Origin of the sequence: Microcystis viridis FACHB-1342 (genome assembly GCF_014698335.1) — a bacterium.
Lineage (GTDB): Bacteria > Cyanobacteriota > Cyanobacteriia > Cyanobacteriales > Microcystaceae > Microcystis > Microcystis ichthyoblabe_A.
The window spans coordinates 37,606-54,185 of the sequence record NZ_JACJSV010000030.1 but is presented as its reverse complement, the minus strand read 5'-3'; the positions used below and the strand labels follow the sequence as shown (position 1 = coordinate 54,185).

Here is a 16,580-nt window from a genome sequence, read left to right as displayed (position 1 = left end):
TTGTAATGGGAGACTCTTTGTTTTCCTAGACAAAAATAATTACTTTTTCAAAAAAACACTTTTCTATTTTTTTGTTGGGTATTTTATTCTCTGGAAGTCCCTTAGAGGAAAATTTAAAAATGACTGAGCCATTAACAGCAGGTTTACTTATCACCTTAGCAGTACAAGAGTTTGTGAAGTCTGGGACGGGGGATTTAGCGAAACGCTTTACGGCGGAGGCTTTGGCTAAGATTCCCATTTTATGGGAAAAGATCAAAACTCGCTTAACAGGAAAATCTCCTAAAGTTGATGAAGCATTGGCTAAGGTTGAAATTGGTGATAGTACAGCGATCGCAACTTTGACTAAAAATTTAGATGTGATTTTAGATGAAGACTCCCTTTTTGCTGAGGAGTTACAGATTTTAGGACAAGCAATTCAAGCAGGGGAAATCACCCAAGTTGGTTTAAGAGATGTTACGGCAGGTCGCATAGAAGCAGAAATCAAGCAAAAAGCTAAGGGCGATCTTGTTGAACAAATTGGTGCGCAGCAGATCAAAGCGGATGGAGATGCTATTTTTATAATTGAGCAAGAAACTAACTAATTTTATAACGATTATGGATAACAAAAATACTCAGACAGGGATTAAAGATTCAACATTTGGTGATTATGCTCAAATTGAGATTAACCAAACGATTAATTTACCAAAAGTAAGTACAACGATTCCCAGTGATGTACGACAAGGATCACCCAATTTTGTCGGGAGACAGCAAGACTTAAAAAACTTGCATGAGGCGTTACAAAATGAGGGTAAGGTTTCGGTTTGTGCGGTGCGGGGTATGGGAGGTGTGGGTAAGACTGAGTTAGCGGTTCAGTATGCGTTATCAAGGGAGTTTCAACAGCGATATGTGGCTTGTTATTGGTTTTCTCTCAATCAAGGGGATTTAGCGACTCAAATTTTATTAAAAGCTGCGCCTTATTTAGCAATGCCGGAGAAGTTACAGAAATTGGGAAGTGTTGAGGAACAGGTGAAGTGGTGTTGGCAAAACTGGCATCCTCAAGAGGGACAAATTTTACTTGTTATTGATGATGTTAAAAGCTTAGAAGATATTCCTCAAGAATTGCTCCCAATTTCCTCTCGTTTTAAGGTGATGCTAACGACGCGACAAAGGAATCTGAGTCTGAGGTTTTGGGAGTTATCGTTAGGGGTGTTGTCAGAAGCGGAGTCTCTTGAACTGTTAACAAAAATTGTCGATGCTGAACTCACTTCGCGCAGTGAAAATGAGATAGAAACAGCCAAGGAGATTTGTCGTTATCTGGGTTATTTACCTTTAGCATTAGAGTTGGTTGCTAAATATTTAAAAGATGACCGGATGTTGTCTCTGGAAGATTATTTACAGCAGTTGAGTCTTGAGGATGAGTCGCTTTCCGATGAAATGGTGAGGGGAATTACGGCTGAGAGGGGTGTGATAGCTGCGTTTAATTTGAGTTGGCAACGTTTGCAACGTTTAGCAACTCAGTTGGCGATGCTGTTGGGAAGGTTTGCTGCTGCTGCTATTCCTTGGCAGGATTTGGTGGAACCGACGATAAACAGTTTGGGATGGGAGAAGAAAGCAGTCAAGGATGCACGCAAGCAGTTAGATAATTTGTCTCTGATTGAGATTGAGAATGGTAAAAATATTGTTATTCATGCTTTGTTGAGAGAGTATTTTCGTTATCAAAGTAAGCAGGAAGGGGATGATTTTATTCATGTTCTGCAAGGAGGAATTGCGAGTAGTGGAATTGCCGTAGCAAAGACTATTCCCCAGAATCCCGTTATTGCAGATATTGACAGAGTGCGTCTGGCTATTCCTCATCTGGAGTTACTGAGTCAAGAGATGCTGGATGATATTCCTAATCCTGATGATGATAATTTAATGTGGGCATTTGTTGGGGTAGCATGGTTTTATGAGGGGCAAGGACAGTATAACTCGGCAGAAAGATATTTTGATAATTGTCTCGAAGCGGTACAATCTCGCTTAGGAGACAATCATCCCCATGTGGCAACTTCCCTCAACAATTTAGCAGCATTTTACAATTCCCAAGGCAGGTACAAAGAAGCGGAACCTCTCCATCTAAAAGCATTAGATTTGAGAAAACGACTCTTAGGAGACAATGATCCCCATGTGGCAACTTCCCTCAACAATTTAGCAGCATTGTACCGTTCCCAAGGCAGGTACACAGAAGCGGAAGCCCTCTTTTTACAAGCATTAGATTTGAGAAAACGACTCTTAGGAGACAATGATCCCCATGTGGCAACTTCCCTCAACAATTTAGCAGGATTGTACAAATCCCAAGGCAGGTACACAGAAGCAGAACCTCTCTATCTAGAAGCATTAGATTTGAGAAAACGACTCTTAGGAGACAATGATCCCCTTGTGGCACAATCCCTCAACAATTTAGCATCATTGTACGAATCCCAAGGCAGGTACACAGAAGCGGAACCTCTCTATCTAGAAGCATTAGATTTGTATAAACGACTCTTCAGAGACAATCATCCCCTTGTGGCAACTTCCCTCAACAATTTAGCACAGCTGTACAAATCCCAAGGCAGGTACACAGAAGCGGAACCTCTCTATCTAGAAGCATTAGATTTGTATAAACGACTCTTCAGAGACAATCATCCCCTTGTGGCAACTTCCCTCAACAATTTAGCAGAATTGTACTATTTCCAAGGCAGGTACACAGAAGCGGAACCTCTCCTTCTAGAAGCATTAGATTTGAGAAAACGACTCTTAAGAGACAATCATCCCGATTTGGCAACTTCCCTTAACAATTTAGCACAGCTGTACAAATACCAAGGAAGATACTTAGAAGCGGAACCTCTCTATTTACAAGCTTTAGCAATTGCCGAGCAAGCTTTAGGGGAGAATCATCCTACTACTGTTAGGATTCGGGAAAACTTAGAGTCGCTTCCGTAGGATGGGTTATTAACCCATCCGATAATACAACAATATAAAATAATACAATCACCTTCAATCAACCAAACAATCATGACTACACTCAAAGATATTGAATCCGCGATTCTCCAGTTGCCTGACGAAGAAATCCATCAATTATCAGCTTGGTTACAAGACTATCTTGATGATAGTTGGGACAAACAGATAAAAAACGATCTCGAATCAGGGAAACTCGATCGACTATTACAAAAAGTCAACAATGATATCAGTAACAATCAAGTTAAGCCTTTAGATGAAATCCTTAACAACTCCTGATTTTTGGCAATGTTATGCCAACTTATCTCCCTACATTAAGCAACAGGCCAAAAAAGCCTATCGTCTCTGGATTAGTAATGTTTTCCATCGATCATTACATTTCAAGAAAGTAGGGAAAAATGTCTGGTCAGTCCGAATAACTGAGAATTATAGAGCTTTAGCATTGAAAAAAGGTGAAGATTATTACTGGTTTTGGATTGGTTCTCATGATGAGTATGAAGAGTTAATTAAATAGAAGGAGAAAATTAACCATGCTAGAGCCTAAAGAATTTCGCAATATTATCCACCAATATTTTACTGAAGTTACCTCACAGGAATTTCTGGCAAATCAAAAAAAATACTGTCCAGAAATTTTTGAAGGCGATAACTATCCCAATATCACTGAAAATCTTAATAATTTAGCAAAACTCTACCACTCTCAAGGAAGGTATGAAGAAGCAGAACCACTCCACCAGCAAGCTTTAGACATAGCCGAGCAAGCTTTAGGGGAGAATCATCCTACTACTGTTAAGATTCGGGAAAACTTACAAACGCTGCGACAACAGCAACATCCATCGTCTTAACTGTGATTGATGGGATTATGGGATGGACTATAATTGAATTAATCACTGATAACTGATATAGGCTATAGTTGAAGAACTTACAAAGGTAAAATTATGACCATTAAAGAACAACTAATTCATGAAATTGAAACAGTATCCGATGAGGTAATAGAAGAAGTTTTTGACTTTTTATTGTTAGCCAAAATCAAACATCATCGATCGCAAGAACAATCTAAACCTTTCGCGCGATTTATCGAAGAACTCACTGCTGATATTCCTCAAGAAGTTTTAGATACCTTACCAACCGATAGTGCAGAGCAACATGATCATTACATCTACGGTACTCCTAAACATTAACCATGAAGCAAATTTTTGCCGACACCTTTTATTGGATCGCTTTACTCAACCCCAAAGATGACTGGCATCAAATCGCACTCAACTATGCTCATAATTGTATCAATGATCAACTAATAACAACGGATGGCATTATTGATGAGATACTGAACTATGCTTCATGTAGAGGAACTATTATGAGACAGAAAGCACTCTTAATGTGTACGCAAATGCTACGGGAAAAAACAATACAAGTTATTTCCTATACACCAGAATTACGTCAATTAGGTTTTGAATTATATAAACAACGGTCAGACAAAGGTTATAGTATTACAGACTGCATATCAATGATAATTATGCAACAAATGGATATTTTTGAAGTGCTTACCCATGACAAGCACTTTACCCAAGAAGGTTTTATTATTCTTTTTTAAAAAATAGAACTACTATAAAATGGAGTCAACGACTATTAGGAAAAATCACTCTACTATTGTTCAAATTCGGAAAAGTTTACAAATGATGCGACAACAGCAATATCCATCGTCTTAACTGTGATTTATGGGATTATGGGATGGACTATAATTGATCATTGATGAAGACTTGCTGAATACAACACAATCATAGTATTCATTCAATCATTTCAATCATAGTTTGGACTTATTATGGGATTATGGGATGGACTATAATTGATCATTGATGAAGACTTGCTGAATACAACACAATCATAGTATTCATTCAATCATTTCAATCATAGTTTAGACTTATTATGGGATTATGGGATGGACTATAATTGATCATTGATGAAGACTTGCTGAATACAACACAATCATAGTATTCATTCAATCATTTCAATCATAGTTTAGACTTATTATGGGATTATGGGATGGACTATATTGTTAATATTGTTTTGCAGTACAAAAAGGTAATAAAAAATCATGGACAAACAACTATTACTCAATAAAATTAAACAAGCAGTACAAGCGATCGAACCACAAGCGCAAATATTTCTTTATGGTTCACGGGCGCGAAACGATGCTCAACCAGACTCTGATTGGGATATATTAGTATTAGTTGATGGGATCACTAACCCTACTCGCACATCTCAAATCCGTCGTCAAATTTATGAAATCGAATGGGAAACAGAAGAAGTTATTTGTACCATTGTTCGCAGCAAAAATCAATGGGAACATCCCTTATTACAAACTACTCCTTTCTGGCAATCAGTTAACAAAGAAGCTATTATGCTATGAGTAAAAATTCCCCTCACGATCAACTAATTAGGTATCGTTTAAATCGTGCAGAGGAAGCTTATCAAGATGCTTGTTCTCTTGCTGATGGTGCAAGATGGAATAGTTGTATCAATCGTCTGTACTATAGTTGCTTTTATGCTGTTACGGCTTTACTTGCTTATGATAATCTCTCATCTCCAAAACATACAGGTGTCCGTAGTCTCTTCAACAAAAACTACATCCGTAGCGAAATTATTTCAAAAGACTTTGGTGCAGTTTATAACGAATTATTTGAATACCGTCTCGAAGCAGATTATACAGACTTTGCAGATTTTGATGAATTACAAGTTCTTCCTTTTATTGCAAAAGTGAGAGATTTTTTAAATATAATTTCAGACCTGCTTCCTACTGATTAAATGACAAAAGTATTGTATGTCAATACATTAAGTAAAGAGCATCTCAATACACAAATGATTCGTAATAATTTACAAATGATGCGACAGTCACATCCATCGTCTTAACTGTGATTGATGGGATTATGGGATGGACTATAATTGATCATTGATGAAGACTTGCTGAATACAACACAATCATAGTATTCATTCAATCAAATAACAGTTTAGACTTATTGTGGGATTACCGTAGGTGCTTCTCATCGATGCCTCTTAGATTACCAGATTTCGTCCCCCCCGAACGGTTACAATTTATCAGCGTTTTCTCCTTGTTTGTCGCCGGTGATACCGTTGATGAACTAGGCGATAGCTAACAAAATAGGTTATAGTAGCAAATACCGTCGCTGATAGTAAGCAACCAAAAAACAGGGTCAAAAGAAATTGGCCGCCAGAACTAGCTAACTTTTCGGTGAAGCTTTGATTAGTTTGAAAAATGTCACCCACATTCGATCGCCCGCTTTGACCAAGAATAAACTCTCCCAATCTATAATTAAACAGGAAAATCGGCAGATCGGTCACGGGATTGCTGATATAAGTACCAGCAGCAGCGGCAATTTTGTTGGCACGAAATAGGGTAGCTAAAAAGATAGCGATGATGATTTGAAGGCCGATCCACGGGAAAAATCCCGAAAAAACTCCCAAGGCAAAACCCCTGGCAATTTCCCTAGGATGTCCTTGTAATCGCATTAAGCGAATATACCAATAGCGCAAAAATCGCAGTAAGCGATTACTTGAATATTTGCGGCTTTTTCTCGCTTTTAATGACCTTGAGCGCATATTTTCGGGATAAATGCTGACAAAATTGATCCTGACTTCAATTTTAGCAAGGAGTGATTAAGAGATGTTAAACACAGGGGATACGATCGCCGCTATCGCTACGGCGATCGTTCCGGAACAGGGTAGTATCGGTATTGTCCGTTTATCCGGTAGTCAGGCAGTGGCGATCGCTCGTCGGCTTTTCCATACCCGCAATCGTCAACCCTGGGAAAGTCATCGTCTTCTCTACGGTTATATCCGGCATCCCCAAAGTCAAGCAATTATCGATGAAGCTTTACTGTTGCTCATGTTAGCGCCCCGCTCTTTCACCCGCGAGGATGTGGTGGAATTTCACTGTCATGGCGGCATTATTCCCGTACAACAGGTGTTACAGTTATGTCTAGAAAATGGGGCGCGTTTGGCACAAGCGGGGGAATTTAGCCTGCGTGCCTTTCTGAACGGCAGAATTGACCTAACTCAAGCCGAAAGCGTCGTCGATCTCGTTGGGGCGCGTTCTCCCCAAGCGGCACAATTTGCCCTCGCTGGGTTGCAGGGGAAACTCGCGCAACCGATCCGCCATTTGCGGGCCACCTGTCTCGATATTTTGGCTGAAATTGAGGCCCGTATTGACTTTGAAGAGGATTTACCGCCCTTGGATTGCGAGGCGGTTCTCCATAGCATAGAACAGGTTTTTTGTCAAGTAAATTTAATTTTAGCCACCGCCGAGCGCGGGGAATTGCTGCGTAGTGGTCTGAAAGTGGCGATCGTGGGGCGGCCGAATGTGGGTAAATCCAGTTTGTTAAATGCTTGGAGTCGGAGCGATCGAGCGATTGTCACCGATTTACCCGGCACTACCCGCGATATCGTCGAATCTCAGCTAGTTGTGGCGGGAATTCCCGTACAAGTCCTCGATACGGCAGGAATTCGCTCGGCCAGCGATCGAGTTGAACAAATTGGGGTGGAACGTTCCCGTCAAACGGCCCGGTCTGCTGATTTAGTTCTCTTAACCGTCTCCGCAGAGTCCGGATGGACAGAGGAAGATGAGGAAATTTATCGCTCTGTCAGCGATCGCCGATTAATTTTAGTGATTAATAAAATTGATTTAGCTCATCCCGAAACGGTAATTTATCCAGCAGAAATTGAGCGAGTTGTCAAGCTATCCGCTGCCCAAAATCAGGGTATTGAAGAGTTAGAAAAAACTATTATTAATGCTGTCCAAAATCAAGAAATACAGGCGGCTAATTTGGATTTAGCCATTAATCAACGACAGGCGGCCGCTTTAACTAGGGCGAAAATTGCTTTGCAACAGGTCAAAAACACAATTGACGAAAATTTGCCTTTTGATTTTTGGTCGATCGATCTGCGTACTGCCATTCAAGCTTTAGGAGAAATTACCGGCGAAGAAGTGACTGAATCGGTACTTGATCGCATTTTTAGCCGTTTTTGTATTGGTAAATAAGCAATTAGAAAATCTGGTCAACTGTGTTGGGTTAACTGTGGTCTTGTTGAGGATTGGAGAACTCAGATATTACTGGAAAAAAATACTTTCCAAGCGGCCGTAATAATGGCACTTCCCAAAAGGATAATCAATGTCCAGACCTGATTTTTTTGGGTTCCCTCTACCGATCTGAGCCGATTGTCGATGCCTTCAATTTTCCCGTCTAACACTTTAATATCCCCTTTGAGATCGGCTATTCCTATTTCTACTTTTGTCAACCGCTCATCAATCTTATCGAATTTCTGACTAACCTCCTTGATACTGTCTTTAATTTCTTTAAGGACGACATCCAGGGAATAAGTAACAGTTTCGTTAGACATTGGGTCAACTCCTATACTGCATCTGGTTGGATATAATTTTATCTTAGTCTAGGCTTTAAGAAAATTTTCTTTCAGGAGCGGTTAACTGTAGTTTTGTTGAGGATTCGAGAACTCAGATATTACTGGAAAAAAAGACTTTCCAAGCGGCCGTAATAATGGCACTCCCCAAAAGGATGATTAATGTCCAGACCTGATTTTTTTGGGTTCCTTCTACCGATCTGAGCCGATTGTCGATGCCTTCAATTTTCCCGTCTAACACTTTAATATCCCCTTTGATATCTGCTTGTCCTATCTCAAGTTTTGTTAAGCGATTATCTAATCGATCAAACCGTTCATCAATCTTATCGAATTTCTGGCTAACTTCCTTGATACTGTCTTTAATTTCTTTAAGGACGACATCAAGGGAATAAGTAACAGTTTCGTTAGACATTGGGTCAACTCCTATACTGCATCTGGTTGGATATAATTTTATCTTAGTCTAGGCTTTAAGAAAATTTTCTTTCAGGAGCGATTAACTGTAGTCTTGTTGAGAATTAGAGAACTCAGATATTACTGGAAAAAAATACTTTCGGCTCTTCGTTACTTGGTATGGTTCGATAGGGGGGCATAAATCGACTAAATCCTTATCTGGCAAGGGATTTAATTGATTAGTTCGCTCTAGATCGAAAATAATTAACAAAAATCGCTAAATGCCTTTCTATATAAGGGTTCCATCCCTTATAACCCCCGTTCATTGCATAACATAAACCGAAGAGCCATACTTTCCAAGCGGCCGTAATAATGGCACTTCCCAAAAGGATAATCAATGTCCAGACCTGATTTTTTTGGGTTCCCTCTACCGATATTAGCCGATTGTCGATGCCTTCGATTTTCTCGTCTAACACTTTAATATCCCCTTTGAGATCAGTTACTCCTATTTCTAGTTTGGTTAACCGATCTTCTACCTTGTCAAATCTTTCGTTAACCCGCTTCTCAAGCGAGTCAATCTTCCCCTCAATCCTTGTGAGGACAGCTTCTAGGGAATAAGTAACAGTTTCGTTAGACATTTGGTAAACTCCTATACTGCATCCGGTTGGATATAATTTTATCTTAAGTCTAGGCTTTAAGAAAATTTTCTTTCAGGAGCGGTTAACTGTAGTCTTGTTGAGAATTAGAGAACTCAGATATTACTGGAAAAAAATACTTTCCAAGCGGCAGTAATAATGGCACTTCCCAAAAGGATAATCAATGTCCAGACCTGATTTTTTTGGGTTCCCTCTACCGATATTAGCCGATTGTCCATGCCTTCGATTTTCTCGTCTAACACTTTAATATCTCCTTTGAGATCGGTTAATCCTATTTCTACTTTTGTCAAGCGCTCATCAATCTTATCGATCTTCCCCTCAATCCTTGTGAGGACAGCTTCTAGGGAATAAGTAACAGTTTCGTTAGACATTGGCTAAACTCCTGTACTGCATCTGGTTGGATATAATAATTTTATCTTAGTCTAGGCTTTTTGGCATTCCTTAGCCTATAGTTAACTTCACTTCTGTCCAACCACTGAGATAGTGTTAGGTGAAAACTTCGCTACTTTCTTGTCACTGATTACCCGTTACTGTTCATTCTCTAGGAAAAAACCCTAACTGCCAATTTTTTCGGGAACTTCCTAAGATCCCATTCATCTTAAAGCCTAGATTCCGCCTGGAAAAAGGAGGAAATCCAGAGGAGTTTCCGGCTTTTTTCCTAGCCCTCTCGGTTTTCTTTTGGTATAAATTGGGTTATGCGTGCAAAGGAGTGAGCGAGTGACGTTTAGCATCGAACCAAAAATTATCAATCCGCCCAAAAACCGTCATGATTATCAATTGTCGGAAGTAATTCGCTATCGTGCTTGGGTAGAGATTGATCGATCTGCCCTACAACAAAACGTGCGAAAAGTCAAGGCCTTATTAGCCCCAAAAACGGAATTAATGGCGGTAATTAAAGCCGATGCTTACGGACACGGGGCAGTTAAGGTGGCTAACAGCGTTTTAGAAGCTGGAGCGCAGTCTTTAGCCATCGCGACTATCGGGGAAGGTATCGAACTACGGGAAGCGGGAATCGTTGCCCCAATTATGATTTTAGGGGCAGTGAACACCCCGGAAGAAGTGGCAGCCTTAGCCCATTGGCAATTGCAACCCACCCTGGTGCAAATCGAACAGGTGCAAATTTTTGCCAGCGTGATGAGACGCTTAGAGCAGCGGCTGCCGGTCCATATCAAACTAGATACGGGGATGTCTCGCTTAGGTACACAATGGCACAACGGCACCAAATTCGTCGAACAGGTTTTAGAGGCTCCTAACCTGAAAATTGCCAGTATATACTCCCATTTTGCCACAGCTGACGATCCCAATCCCGAGATCATGCAGTTACAACGGCAAAGATTCCAACAAGCGATCGCCGAGTTAAGATCAAAAGGTTATCATCCCCCCTGTCTGCATTTAGCCAACTCTGCCGCTACCCTAAGCGATCGATCTCTGCACTACGATCGAGTTAGAGTCGGATTAGCTCTCTACGGTCTTTATCCCGCCGATCATCTCACCGATAAAGTCCCTTTGCAACCCGTCCTGCAAGTAAAAGCGCGCATTGCCCAAGTCAAAACCATTGCCGCCGGTTCGGGAGTGAGTTATGGTCATCAGTACATAGCGGCAAAAGACACCCGTATTGCTGTGGTCGGTATCGGTTACGCTGATGGAATTCCCCGCAATCTCTCCAATCGTTTAAAAGTATCCCTGAGAGGACGTTTAGTACCCCAAATCGGCGCGATAACCATGGATCAGTTAATGATTGACGTGAGCGAGATTCCAGAGGTAAAAACAGGGGAAATCGTCACACTTATCGGTAAAGATGGCCCACAGTGCATCACCGCCGACGATTGGGCGCGGGATTTAGGTACGATATCCTGGGAGATTCTCTGCGGTTTTAAGCATCGTTTGCCGCGAATTACTATTAGCAATGGCTAATTATGGCGGTGATCTTAAAAAATGTCAATTGGCGGCAATTCTCACTGTTGAATGACTGGTGATGATATCTGTAATTAATTTTGCCTAGATACTTGCCTTGGTCAAGTGCGATCGCTGGGGGATGAATTCCCCAGTGCTTTAGGTTAGAATAAACAGGGTTAATCGACGGCAAATGATTAGTTTTACCCTAGAGGCAGCGATGACTACAAGCAACGATTTACCCCTACCCCCCGGCAGTTTCGGATTACCCCTATTAGGAGAAACAATCGCTTTTTTAACCGATGGGGATTTTGCCAGCAAACGTCATAATAAATATGGTCAACTTTTCCGTACTCATATTTTTGGCAGTCCCACGATTATTTTATCCGGTGCCGAAGCTAACCGGTTTCTCCTCAGCAACGAGAATAAATACTTTGCGGCCACTTGGCCTAAAAGTACCAAAACTCTCCTAGGTAGCGCATCTTTAGCAGTGCATACGGGAGATGTTCACGCTTCCCGTCGTCGTTTAATCTATCAAGCTTTTCAACCCCGGTCCCTAGCAAGTTATATCCCTACGGTAGAAACAATTACCGCTCGCTATTTAGAGCGTTGGCAAACCGCAAAAACCCTGTCATGGTATCCTGAATTAAGAAACTATACCCTCGATATCGCCTGTAAATTATTTGTCGGTCTTGACCAGGGTTCTGCTACCAAATTAGGAGAAGCTTTTGATACTTTTTCTGCGGGACTATTTACCCTTCCCCTTCCCCTTCCTTGGACAGCTTTCGGCAAAGCATTACGCTGTCGAGAAGAATTACTGCAAGCGCTCGAAACTATCATTTTAGAAAGACAAAAAAATGATAACCCCGGCCAGGATGCTCTTGCTATCCTTTTACAAGCTAAAGACGAAAACGGTCAAAGTTTATCCCTAGCGGAATTAAAGGATCAAGTGCTATTATTACTCTTTGCTGGTCATGAAACTTTAACCTCTGCTATCGCCACTTTCTGCCTACAAATGGCACTGCATCCCGATATTTTTCAGCTTGTCCTTGAGGAAATAACTAATTTTGATCTATCCACTCCTTTAAGCGTTGATACCCTCAAACAGATGACCTATTTAGATCGCGTTTTAAAGGAAGTTTTACGTTTTACTCCCCCCGTGGGAGGAGGATTCCGTCGGGTAATAAAAGACTGTCAATTTAACGGTTATCATTTGCCGAAAGGATGGGTAGTGCAGTATCAAATCAGCAATACCCATAAAGATAATAATATTTATTCCCATCCTGAAACCTTTGATCCTGATCGCTTTTTAGCCGACGAAAAACCCTACGGATATATCCCCTTTGGTGGGGGATTGCGCGAATGTATCGGCAAGGAATTCGCTCGTTTAGAGATGAAAATTTTAGCCGTCCGTTTAGTAGAAAAATACGATTGGCAATTACTCCCCAATCAAGATCTCACCCTCACCACTATCCCCACTCCCCATCCCCGGGACGGTTTACAAGTCACCTTTAAACTCCGTTAACCGGCTAGGATAAAAAAACTTTAAAAACAGTTTAACGTTTTTCTCGGAGCCGTGAAATTTATTTCACGGCATTTATTGACCGAACAGAGGTTAATCGGCAGCGGGTAAAGCTTTCGATAATTCTCCATTTTGCCGATGATTTGGTGTATCAAATTCGAGAACTAGGTAACGAATCAAACGCGCTAGGGATTTTTGTAGTAAACCTTCAGCAATTTTTTGTCCCATCTGTTGGGTTTCCGGTTTAGCGATTAGTTTAGTCATCACTGGCACCATAGCCATGGCATCGAATCCTTTCGTTTCCTGTAAAATACTAAAGATGTTGCGAAGATGCTCAAAACTCTTAGCATCACCCAACAATTCTGGGGGAGTTTCTTGTACCGTTAAACCCACCTGTTGCCGGAAATTAACCGTGAGATTAAACCAAGTGCGACGGCCGAAATTATCGAGGGTATTTACTAACTCATTCACTAATTTTTCGCGGATAAATATACCCCTATCTGACAGAAGAAAATCTAATGCTTGTTCGCTGACTTTCTCGAAGTTAAAATCATTAGAATCTTTAGCATTACGCAAGAGATTTTCTAAACGATTCCAGCGAAAAGTACCGTCTTTAAACAATAAATCCCGCAGGGAATCTCGCAACTCCGTGGAAGGATCGGTGAGCAGACGTTTGGCAATATAAGGATAGGCTTTACTCAGTACCTTAAAATTAGGATCGATGCCAATCGCTATTCCCTCTAAAGTCACCATCGAGCGAATAATCAGGGCATAATAGGCAGGAACTCGAAAGGGAAACTCGTACATCATCGCCGACATTTTATCGGTGATACTTTTAAAGTTTAATTCTGCCACACTCGCCCCCAAAGCATTACCGAAAACTTCCGAAAAAGCGGGAATAATTGGCTCTAAATTGGTAGTTGGTGATAGGAAGTCTAGTTTAACATAATCCTTGGCCAGAGACTCAAAATCCCGGTTGACTAAATGCACCACCGCTTCGATTAAACCGTAGCGTTGATAGGGTTCAATATTGCTCATCATGCCGAAATCAAGATAAGCTAATTTACCATCGGGAGTTGCTAATAAATTACCCGGATGGGGGTCCGCATGGAAAAATCCATGTTCAAGTAATTGACGCAAAGAACACTGCACCCCCACATTAACTAAGTAGGTGGCATCAATACCTTGCGCTTGAATTTCTTTGATATTAGTTAATTTTGTGCCGTCCACCCACTCCATGGTTAAAACCCGTCGCCCGGTATATTTCCAGTAGATTTTGGGGATGTAAATTTCGGCAATGTGACCATAAAGTTGAGCGAATTTTTCGGCGTTTTGTCCTTCGTGCAGATAATTAATTTCTTCAAAAATACGACCAGCTAATTCGTCGGTAATTGCCACTAAATCGGAGCGAAGTCTTTTAACATTAATTTTCGCCCAACTCGCCAAACTACGCATGATATACACATCTAAAGTTATACAGCGAATCAAATCGGGACGCTGTACTTTAACGGCGACTCTCTCTCCGGTTTTTAATTTACCTTTATAAACTTGTCCTAGGGAAGCGGCCGCTATGGGATTGGGGGATAATTCTGCATAAATTTCTTCAGGAGAATAACCTAATTCTTCTTCGATAAAACGATAGGCGATTTCGTTAGGAAAAGAGGGAATTTGATCCTGGAGAGTGGTTAATTCTTCTAAATATAAAGGCGGTACTAAATCAGGACGGGTAGAGAGAGCTTGACCGATTTTAATATAGGTCGGTCCCAATTTGGTCAACATTTCCCGCAATTGTACAGCCCGTCTAATTTCATTTTTCGGCGATTTTCCCCGCAGTTTATCCCACCAGATACCGATGAGAAAAGACAAAACTGGTAGAGTAATTTCGATTAATCTCCCCACAACGTCTAGAGGTCGCCCACGGTAATAGTCGTTAATAACTTGGGGATTGTAGCGCCAACTCTCGGCCACGTTGTCATCCATGGGGCCGATATCTTCCCGATGCTCTTCGGGAATATGGACGGGCTGCACTTCAACAGTAATCGCTTCTTCGGGTTGCGTCTCTGGGGAGATCATCTGTTCGGACATAGTTCGGTGACGGGGCAGGGTGATTTGTAAACTATTGTAACAAGTATCGGCTTTCTGCCCGATCTTGTTTTTGTCTCCCTAGTTCTAGGTTCAGGTTGGCCGTCAACTTTCCCCGGATGGTTATCGGTGTTTTTGACGATTTCGAGGCTGATACTGCCCTGATTATCCTTAATTGTAGGTGTCAAAAAATAGGGCGGTAATTTGGCTGATTTCTAGGACTTTGTTCAATAATTAGAAGGGTAAGTAGTCGTGCAAAATTAATTTCTTGGTTAGGATAGGCACTCATGCAATAGGCAATAGGCAAAAGCTTTAGGCTCTACCGAAACTGTCATGCAAAACTATCAACAACTCATGCTTGTAAAGCTTGTACAATAGGGCTTTGAGTTTTTATTAGATTGATATTTATCAACTTTAGAGCATTGCTGGACAGAGAGGAAGCTTGGGGAATTTTCTACAGTGTAAGTTCGGAAGAACCAAGCTTTATCGAAATGTGTAATTAATTTTGCTTAGGTACTTAATAATGGGAATTAAATGGCAGAGTTTGTTAAAAATGTTTAATGAATGGGTATTAGAAGAATATGGACAAAGATATGATATAAATTGGCTAGACATAGATAGAAAAAGTCTCAAAAACACCCTAAAGAATCCTAACAATGAACAACAAAATTTTATCATGCTTGTCTCATTGTTTAGTCAAGAAAGTGTCACTGACCCTTTACATTGAGCTTGTCAAAATGTGTCGAAATGTGTCGAAGTGTGGATTAGTATTACACTTAAAAAGAGTCGAAAACAAAAAAGGGTCTGAAATCGACGAAGGTTAAGCTATAATTGAGGTTTGCTCTTTCCAAAATAAAATTTTTACTGGGGATGCTTGACACTGTCAGAAAAAAACAATCAGCTTAATAGCCAAGAGTAAAAATGATTATGTTATCACCGTCAAAATAATAGTCATGGACGAAAAATATCAAGAAAAATAGAAGTTTTTAAAGTGAGGAAAAATGAAAGACAAGGGTTTGAAAATCTGCGAAGAATTATTAAAGTAGAAAGAAGGGGTAGTCGCGGGGATAAAACTTATGAAGAAACAGCTTACTATATCAGCGGTCACTGAGCCTGTCGAAGTGTAGCCTAACCGAATCCGCTCAAGTATTTGCTAAAATTATTCGAGGATATTGGAAAATAGAAAATCAGTTACATTGGGTAAAAGATGTAATTTTTGAGGAAGATAAAAGCGAGATCAGTGATTTTCAAGCGGCAAGCAATTGGTCAATTCTCACAACTATAGGATTGAATCTTTTCAGAGGTTTGGGTTTTCTCTCAATCACGGAGGGACAGAAGTGGTTAGCTGAACGTTGGGAAAAACTGATAGTTTTATCGACGTAAGAAGCAGAAAAATTAGCTAAATTAACAGGATGTACTCTCAGACAACTTCAAGAGAGATAGGCTTTTAGTGCCTTGAGAACAAGTTTTATCAATTTATTCATAATAAATATTGGCAGAGGATTAAAGATTAGTTATTGTAACTAACTCTTTTGATTAGAAAAAGATAAACTTGAGAATCTTAAGTCAAATTTATTGACTCAAAATCAGCTGTACTTAATTTAAATGAATCAACCCTACCTTAATCCCCCCTTGATAAGGGGGGTGTCTGACAACTT

General features: G+C 40.6%; 17 protein-coding genes and 2 pseudogenes. 13 read left to right on the top strand and 6 right to left on the bottom strand.

Annotation, left to right across the window (positions count from 1 at the left end; translation table 11 throughout):
* Nucleotides 1-119 precede the first annotated feature (119 nt).
* From H6G40_RS11755 to H6G40_RS11715, 9 genes are all read left to right on the top strand, one after another.
* The gene (locus H6G40_RS11755; RefSeq protein WP_242028747.1) at nt 120-581 is read left to right on the top strand and encodes a hypothetical protein; all 462 of its coding nucleotides are present in this window, start codon (nt 120-122) and stop codon (nt 579-581) included.
* A gap of 13 nt (nt 582-594) precedes the next feature.
* On the top strand, nt 595-2,937 hold the full coding sequence (locus tag H6G40_RS11750; protein ID WP_190537716.1) for a tetratricopeptide repeat protein: 2,343 nt from the start codon (nt 595-597) through the stop codon (nt 2,935-2,937).
* A 72-nt stretch (nt 2,938-3,009) separates the two neighbouring features.
* The gene (locus H6G40_RS11745) at nt 3,010-3,231 is read left to right on the top strand and encodes a hypothetical protein (RefSeq protein ID WP_002736659.1); all 222 of its coding nucleotides are present in this window, start codon (nt 3,010-3,012) and stop codon (nt 3,229-3,231) included.
* Nucleotides 3,209-3,466: a ParE family toxin-like protein gene (locus H6G40_RS11740; RefSeq protein ID WP_069475699.1), complete on the top strand. Its 258-nt coding sequence runs from the start codon at nt 3,209-3,211 to the stop codon at nt 3,464-3,466. The genes H6G40_RS11745 and H6G40_RS11740 overlap by 23 nt, the downstream gene beginning before the upstream one ends.
* Nucleotides 3,467-3,482: 16 nt before the next feature.
* Entirely contained in the window at nt 3,483-3,794 is a 312-nt protein-coding gene (locus H6G40_RS11735) for a tetratricopeptide repeat protein (RefSeq protein ID WP_069475698.1), read from the top strand.
* A gap of 93 nt (nt 3,795-3,887) precedes the next feature.
* A complete protein-coding gene (locus H6G40_RS11730; protein ID WP_002735297.1) occupies nt 3,888-4,130 on the top strand; it encodes a hypothetical protein in 243 nt (80 codons plus the stop codon).
* Nucleotides 4,131-4,132: 2 nt separating this feature from the next.
* Nucleotides 4,133-4,540: a type II toxin-antitoxin system VapC family toxin gene (locus tag H6G40_RS11725; RefSeq protein ID WP_008197333.1), complete on the top strand. Its 408-nt coding sequence runs from the start codon at nt 4,133-4,135 to the stop codon at nt 4,538-4,540.
* Between the two features lie 501 nt (nt 4,541-5,041).
* Complete coding sequence (locus H6G40_RS11720; RefSeq protein WP_002737075.1) at nt 5,042-5,356, top strand: nucleotidyltransferase domain-containing protein; 315 nt, start codon at nt 5,042-5,044, stop codon at nt 5,354-5,356.
* Nucleotides 5,353-5,751 carry a HEPN domain-containing protein gene (locus H6G40_RS11715; protein WP_002736237.1) on the top strand — a complete coding sequence of 133 codons (399 nt, stop codon included), beginning with the start codon at nt 5,353-5,355 and terminating at the stop codon, nt 5,749-5,751. Before H6G40_RS11720 ends, H6G40_RS11715 begins: the two co-directional genes overlap by 4 nt.
* Before the next feature lie 291 nt (nt 5,752-6,042).
* On the opposite strand, the gene H6G40_RS11710 is transcribed toward H6G40_RS11715, so the two are convergent.
* Nucleotides 6,043-6,564, bottom strand: coding sequence for a DUF2062 domain-containing protein (locus H6G40_RS11710; RefSeq protein ID WP_002738112.1), 522 nt, complete (start codon nt 6,562-6,564; stop codon nt 6,043-6,045).
* 64 nt (nt 6,565-6,628) lie between these two features.
* Here H6G40_RS11710 and mnmE point away from each other — a divergent pair, with 64 nt between their 5' ends.
* Nucleotides 6,629-8,002: a tRNA uridine-5-carboxymethylaminomethyl(34) synthesis GTPase MnmE gene (gene mnmE, locus H6G40_RS11705; RefSeq protein WP_069475697.1), complete on the top strand. Its 1,374-nt coding sequence runs from the start codon at nt 6,629-6,631 to the stop codon at nt 8,000-8,002.
* Nucleotides 8,003-8,064: 62 nt separating this feature from the next.
* On the opposite strand, the gene H6G40_RS11700 is transcribed toward mnmE, so the two are convergent.
* From H6G40_RS11700 to H6G40_RS11685, 4 genes and pseudogenes are all read right to left on the bottom strand, one after another.
* Nucleotides 8,065-8,361: a hypothetical protein gene (locus tag H6G40_RS11700; RefSeq protein WP_002738090.1), complete on the bottom strand. Its 297-nt coding sequence runs from the start codon at nt 8,359-8,361 to the stop codon at nt 8,065-8,067.
* A gap of 112 nt (nt 8,362-8,473) precedes the next feature.
* Nucleotides 8,474-8,791, bottom strand: coding sequence for a hypothetical protein (locus H6G40_RS11695; protein WP_002737406.1), 318 nt, complete (start codon nt 8,789-8,791; stop codon nt 8,474-8,476).
* A 325-nt stretch (nt 8,792-9,116) separates the two neighbouring features.
* Nucleotides 9,117-9,407 (bottom strand): annotated as a pseudogene (locus H6G40_RS11690) (DUF4164 family protein); the annotation flags it as partial.
* Between the two features lie 113 nt (nt 9,408-9,520).
* Entirely contained in the window at nt 9,521-9,796 is a 276-nt protein-coding gene (locus H6G40_RS11685; RefSeq protein WP_002737292.1) for a hypothetical protein, read from the bottom strand.
* 346 nt (nt 9,797-10,142) lie between these two features.
* On the opposite strand from H6G40_RS11685, the gene alr reads away from it, so the two are divergent.
* Together alr and H6G40_RS11675 are read left to right on the top strand one after the other, a co-directional pair.
* Nucleotides 10,143-11,339: an alanine racemase gene (gene alr / locus H6G40_RS11680; protein WP_002736974.1), complete on the top strand. Its 1,197-nt coding sequence runs from the start codon at nt 10,143-10,145 to the stop codon at nt 11,337-11,339.
* Nucleotides 11,340-11,538: 199 nt separating this feature from the next.
* Nucleotides 11,539-12,843 (top strand): cytochrome P450, encoded by a 1,305-nt coding sequence (locus tag H6G40_RS11675; protein ID WP_190537718.1) that lies wholly within the window; start codon nt 11,539-11,541, stop codon nt 12,841-12,843.
* Between the two features lie 90 nt (nt 12,844-12,933).
* On the opposite strand, the gene H6G40_RS11670 is transcribed toward H6G40_RS11675, so the two are convergent.
* Complete coding sequence (locus tag H6G40_RS11670; RefSeq protein ID WP_190537714.1) at nt 12,934-14,925, bottom strand: ABC1 kinase family protein; 1,992 nt, start codon at nt 14,923-14,925, stop codon at nt 12,934-12,936.
* 505 nt (nt 14,926-15,430) lie between these two features.
* Here H6G40_RS11670 and H6G40_RS11665 point away from each other — a divergent pair.
* A pseudogene (locus H6G40_RS11665) lies at nt 15,431-16,305 on the top strand (ISAs1 family transposase); the annotation flags it as partial.
* Between the last annotated feature and the right edge of the window lie 275 nt (nt 16,306-16,580).

What these genes read in the sequence shown, in the direction of transcription:
- H6G40_RS11740 (WP_069475699.1), top strand. Translation starts at nt 3,209, where the DNA reads ATGAAATCCTTAACAACTCCTGATTTTTGGCAATGTTATGCCAACTTA.
- H6G40_RS11745 (WP_002736659.1), top strand. Translation starts at nt 3,010, where the DNA reads ATGACTACACTCAAAGATATTGAATCCGCGATTCTCCAGTTGCCTGAC.
- H6G40_RS11720 (WP_002737075.1), top strand. Translation starts at nt 5,042, where the DNA reads ATGGACAAACAACTATTACTCAATAAAATTAAACAAGCAGTACAAGCG.
- H6G40_RS11695 (WP_002737406.1), bottom strand. Translation starts at nt 8,791, where the DNA reads ATGTCTAACGAAACTGTTACTTATTCCCTTGATGTCGTCCTTAAAGAA.
- H6G40_RS11725 (WP_008197333.1), top strand. Translation starts at nt 4,133, where the DNA reads ATGAAGCAAATTTTTGCCGACACCTTTTATTGGATCGCTTTACTCAAC.
- H6G40_RS11710 (WP_002738112.1), bottom strand. Translation starts at nt 6,564, where the DNA reads ATGCGCTCAAGGTCATTAAAAGCGAGAAAAAGCCGCAAATATTCAAGT.
- H6G40_RS11750 (WP_190537716.1), top strand. Translation starts at nt 595, where the DNA reads ATGGATAACAAAAATACTCAGACAGGGATTAAAGATTCAACATTTGGT.
- mnmE (WP_069475697.1), top strand. Translation starts at nt 6,629, where the DNA reads ATGTTAAACACAGGGGATACGATCGCCGCTATCGCTACGGCGATCGTT.
- H6G40_RS11735 (WP_069475698.1), top strand. Translation starts at nt 3,483, where the DNA reads ATGCTAGAGCCTAAAGAATTTCGCAATATTATCCACCAATATTTTACT.
- H6G40_RS11675 (WP_190537718.1), top strand. Translation starts at nt 11,539, where the DNA reads ATGACTACAAGCAACGATTTACCCCTACCCCCCGGCAGTTTCGGATTA.
- H6G40_RS11715 (WP_002736237.1), top strand. Translation starts at nt 5,353, where the DNA reads ATGAGTAAAAATTCCCCTCACGATCAACTAATTAGGTATCGTTTAAAT.
- H6G40_RS11700 (WP_002738090.1), bottom strand. Translation starts at nt 8,361, where the DNA reads ATGTCTAACGAAACTGTTACTTATTCCCTGGATGTCGTCCTTAAAGAA.
- H6G40_RS11755 (WP_242028747.1), top strand. Translation starts at nt 120, where the DNA reads ATGACTGAGCCATTAACAGCAGGTTTACTTATCACCTTAGCAGTACAA.
- H6G40_RS11730 (WP_002735297.1), top strand. Translation starts at nt 3,888, where the DNA reads ATGACCATTAAAGAACAACTAATTCATGAAATTGAAACAGTATCCGAT.
- H6G40_RS11670 (WP_190537714.1), bottom strand. Translation starts at nt 14,925, where the DNA reads ATGTCCGAACAGATGATCTCCCCAGAGACGCAACCCGAAGAAGCGATT.
- H6G40_RS11685 (WP_002737292.1), bottom strand. Translation starts at nt 9,796, where the DNA reads ATGTCTAACGAAACTGTTACTTATTCCCTAGAAGCTGTCCTCACAAGG.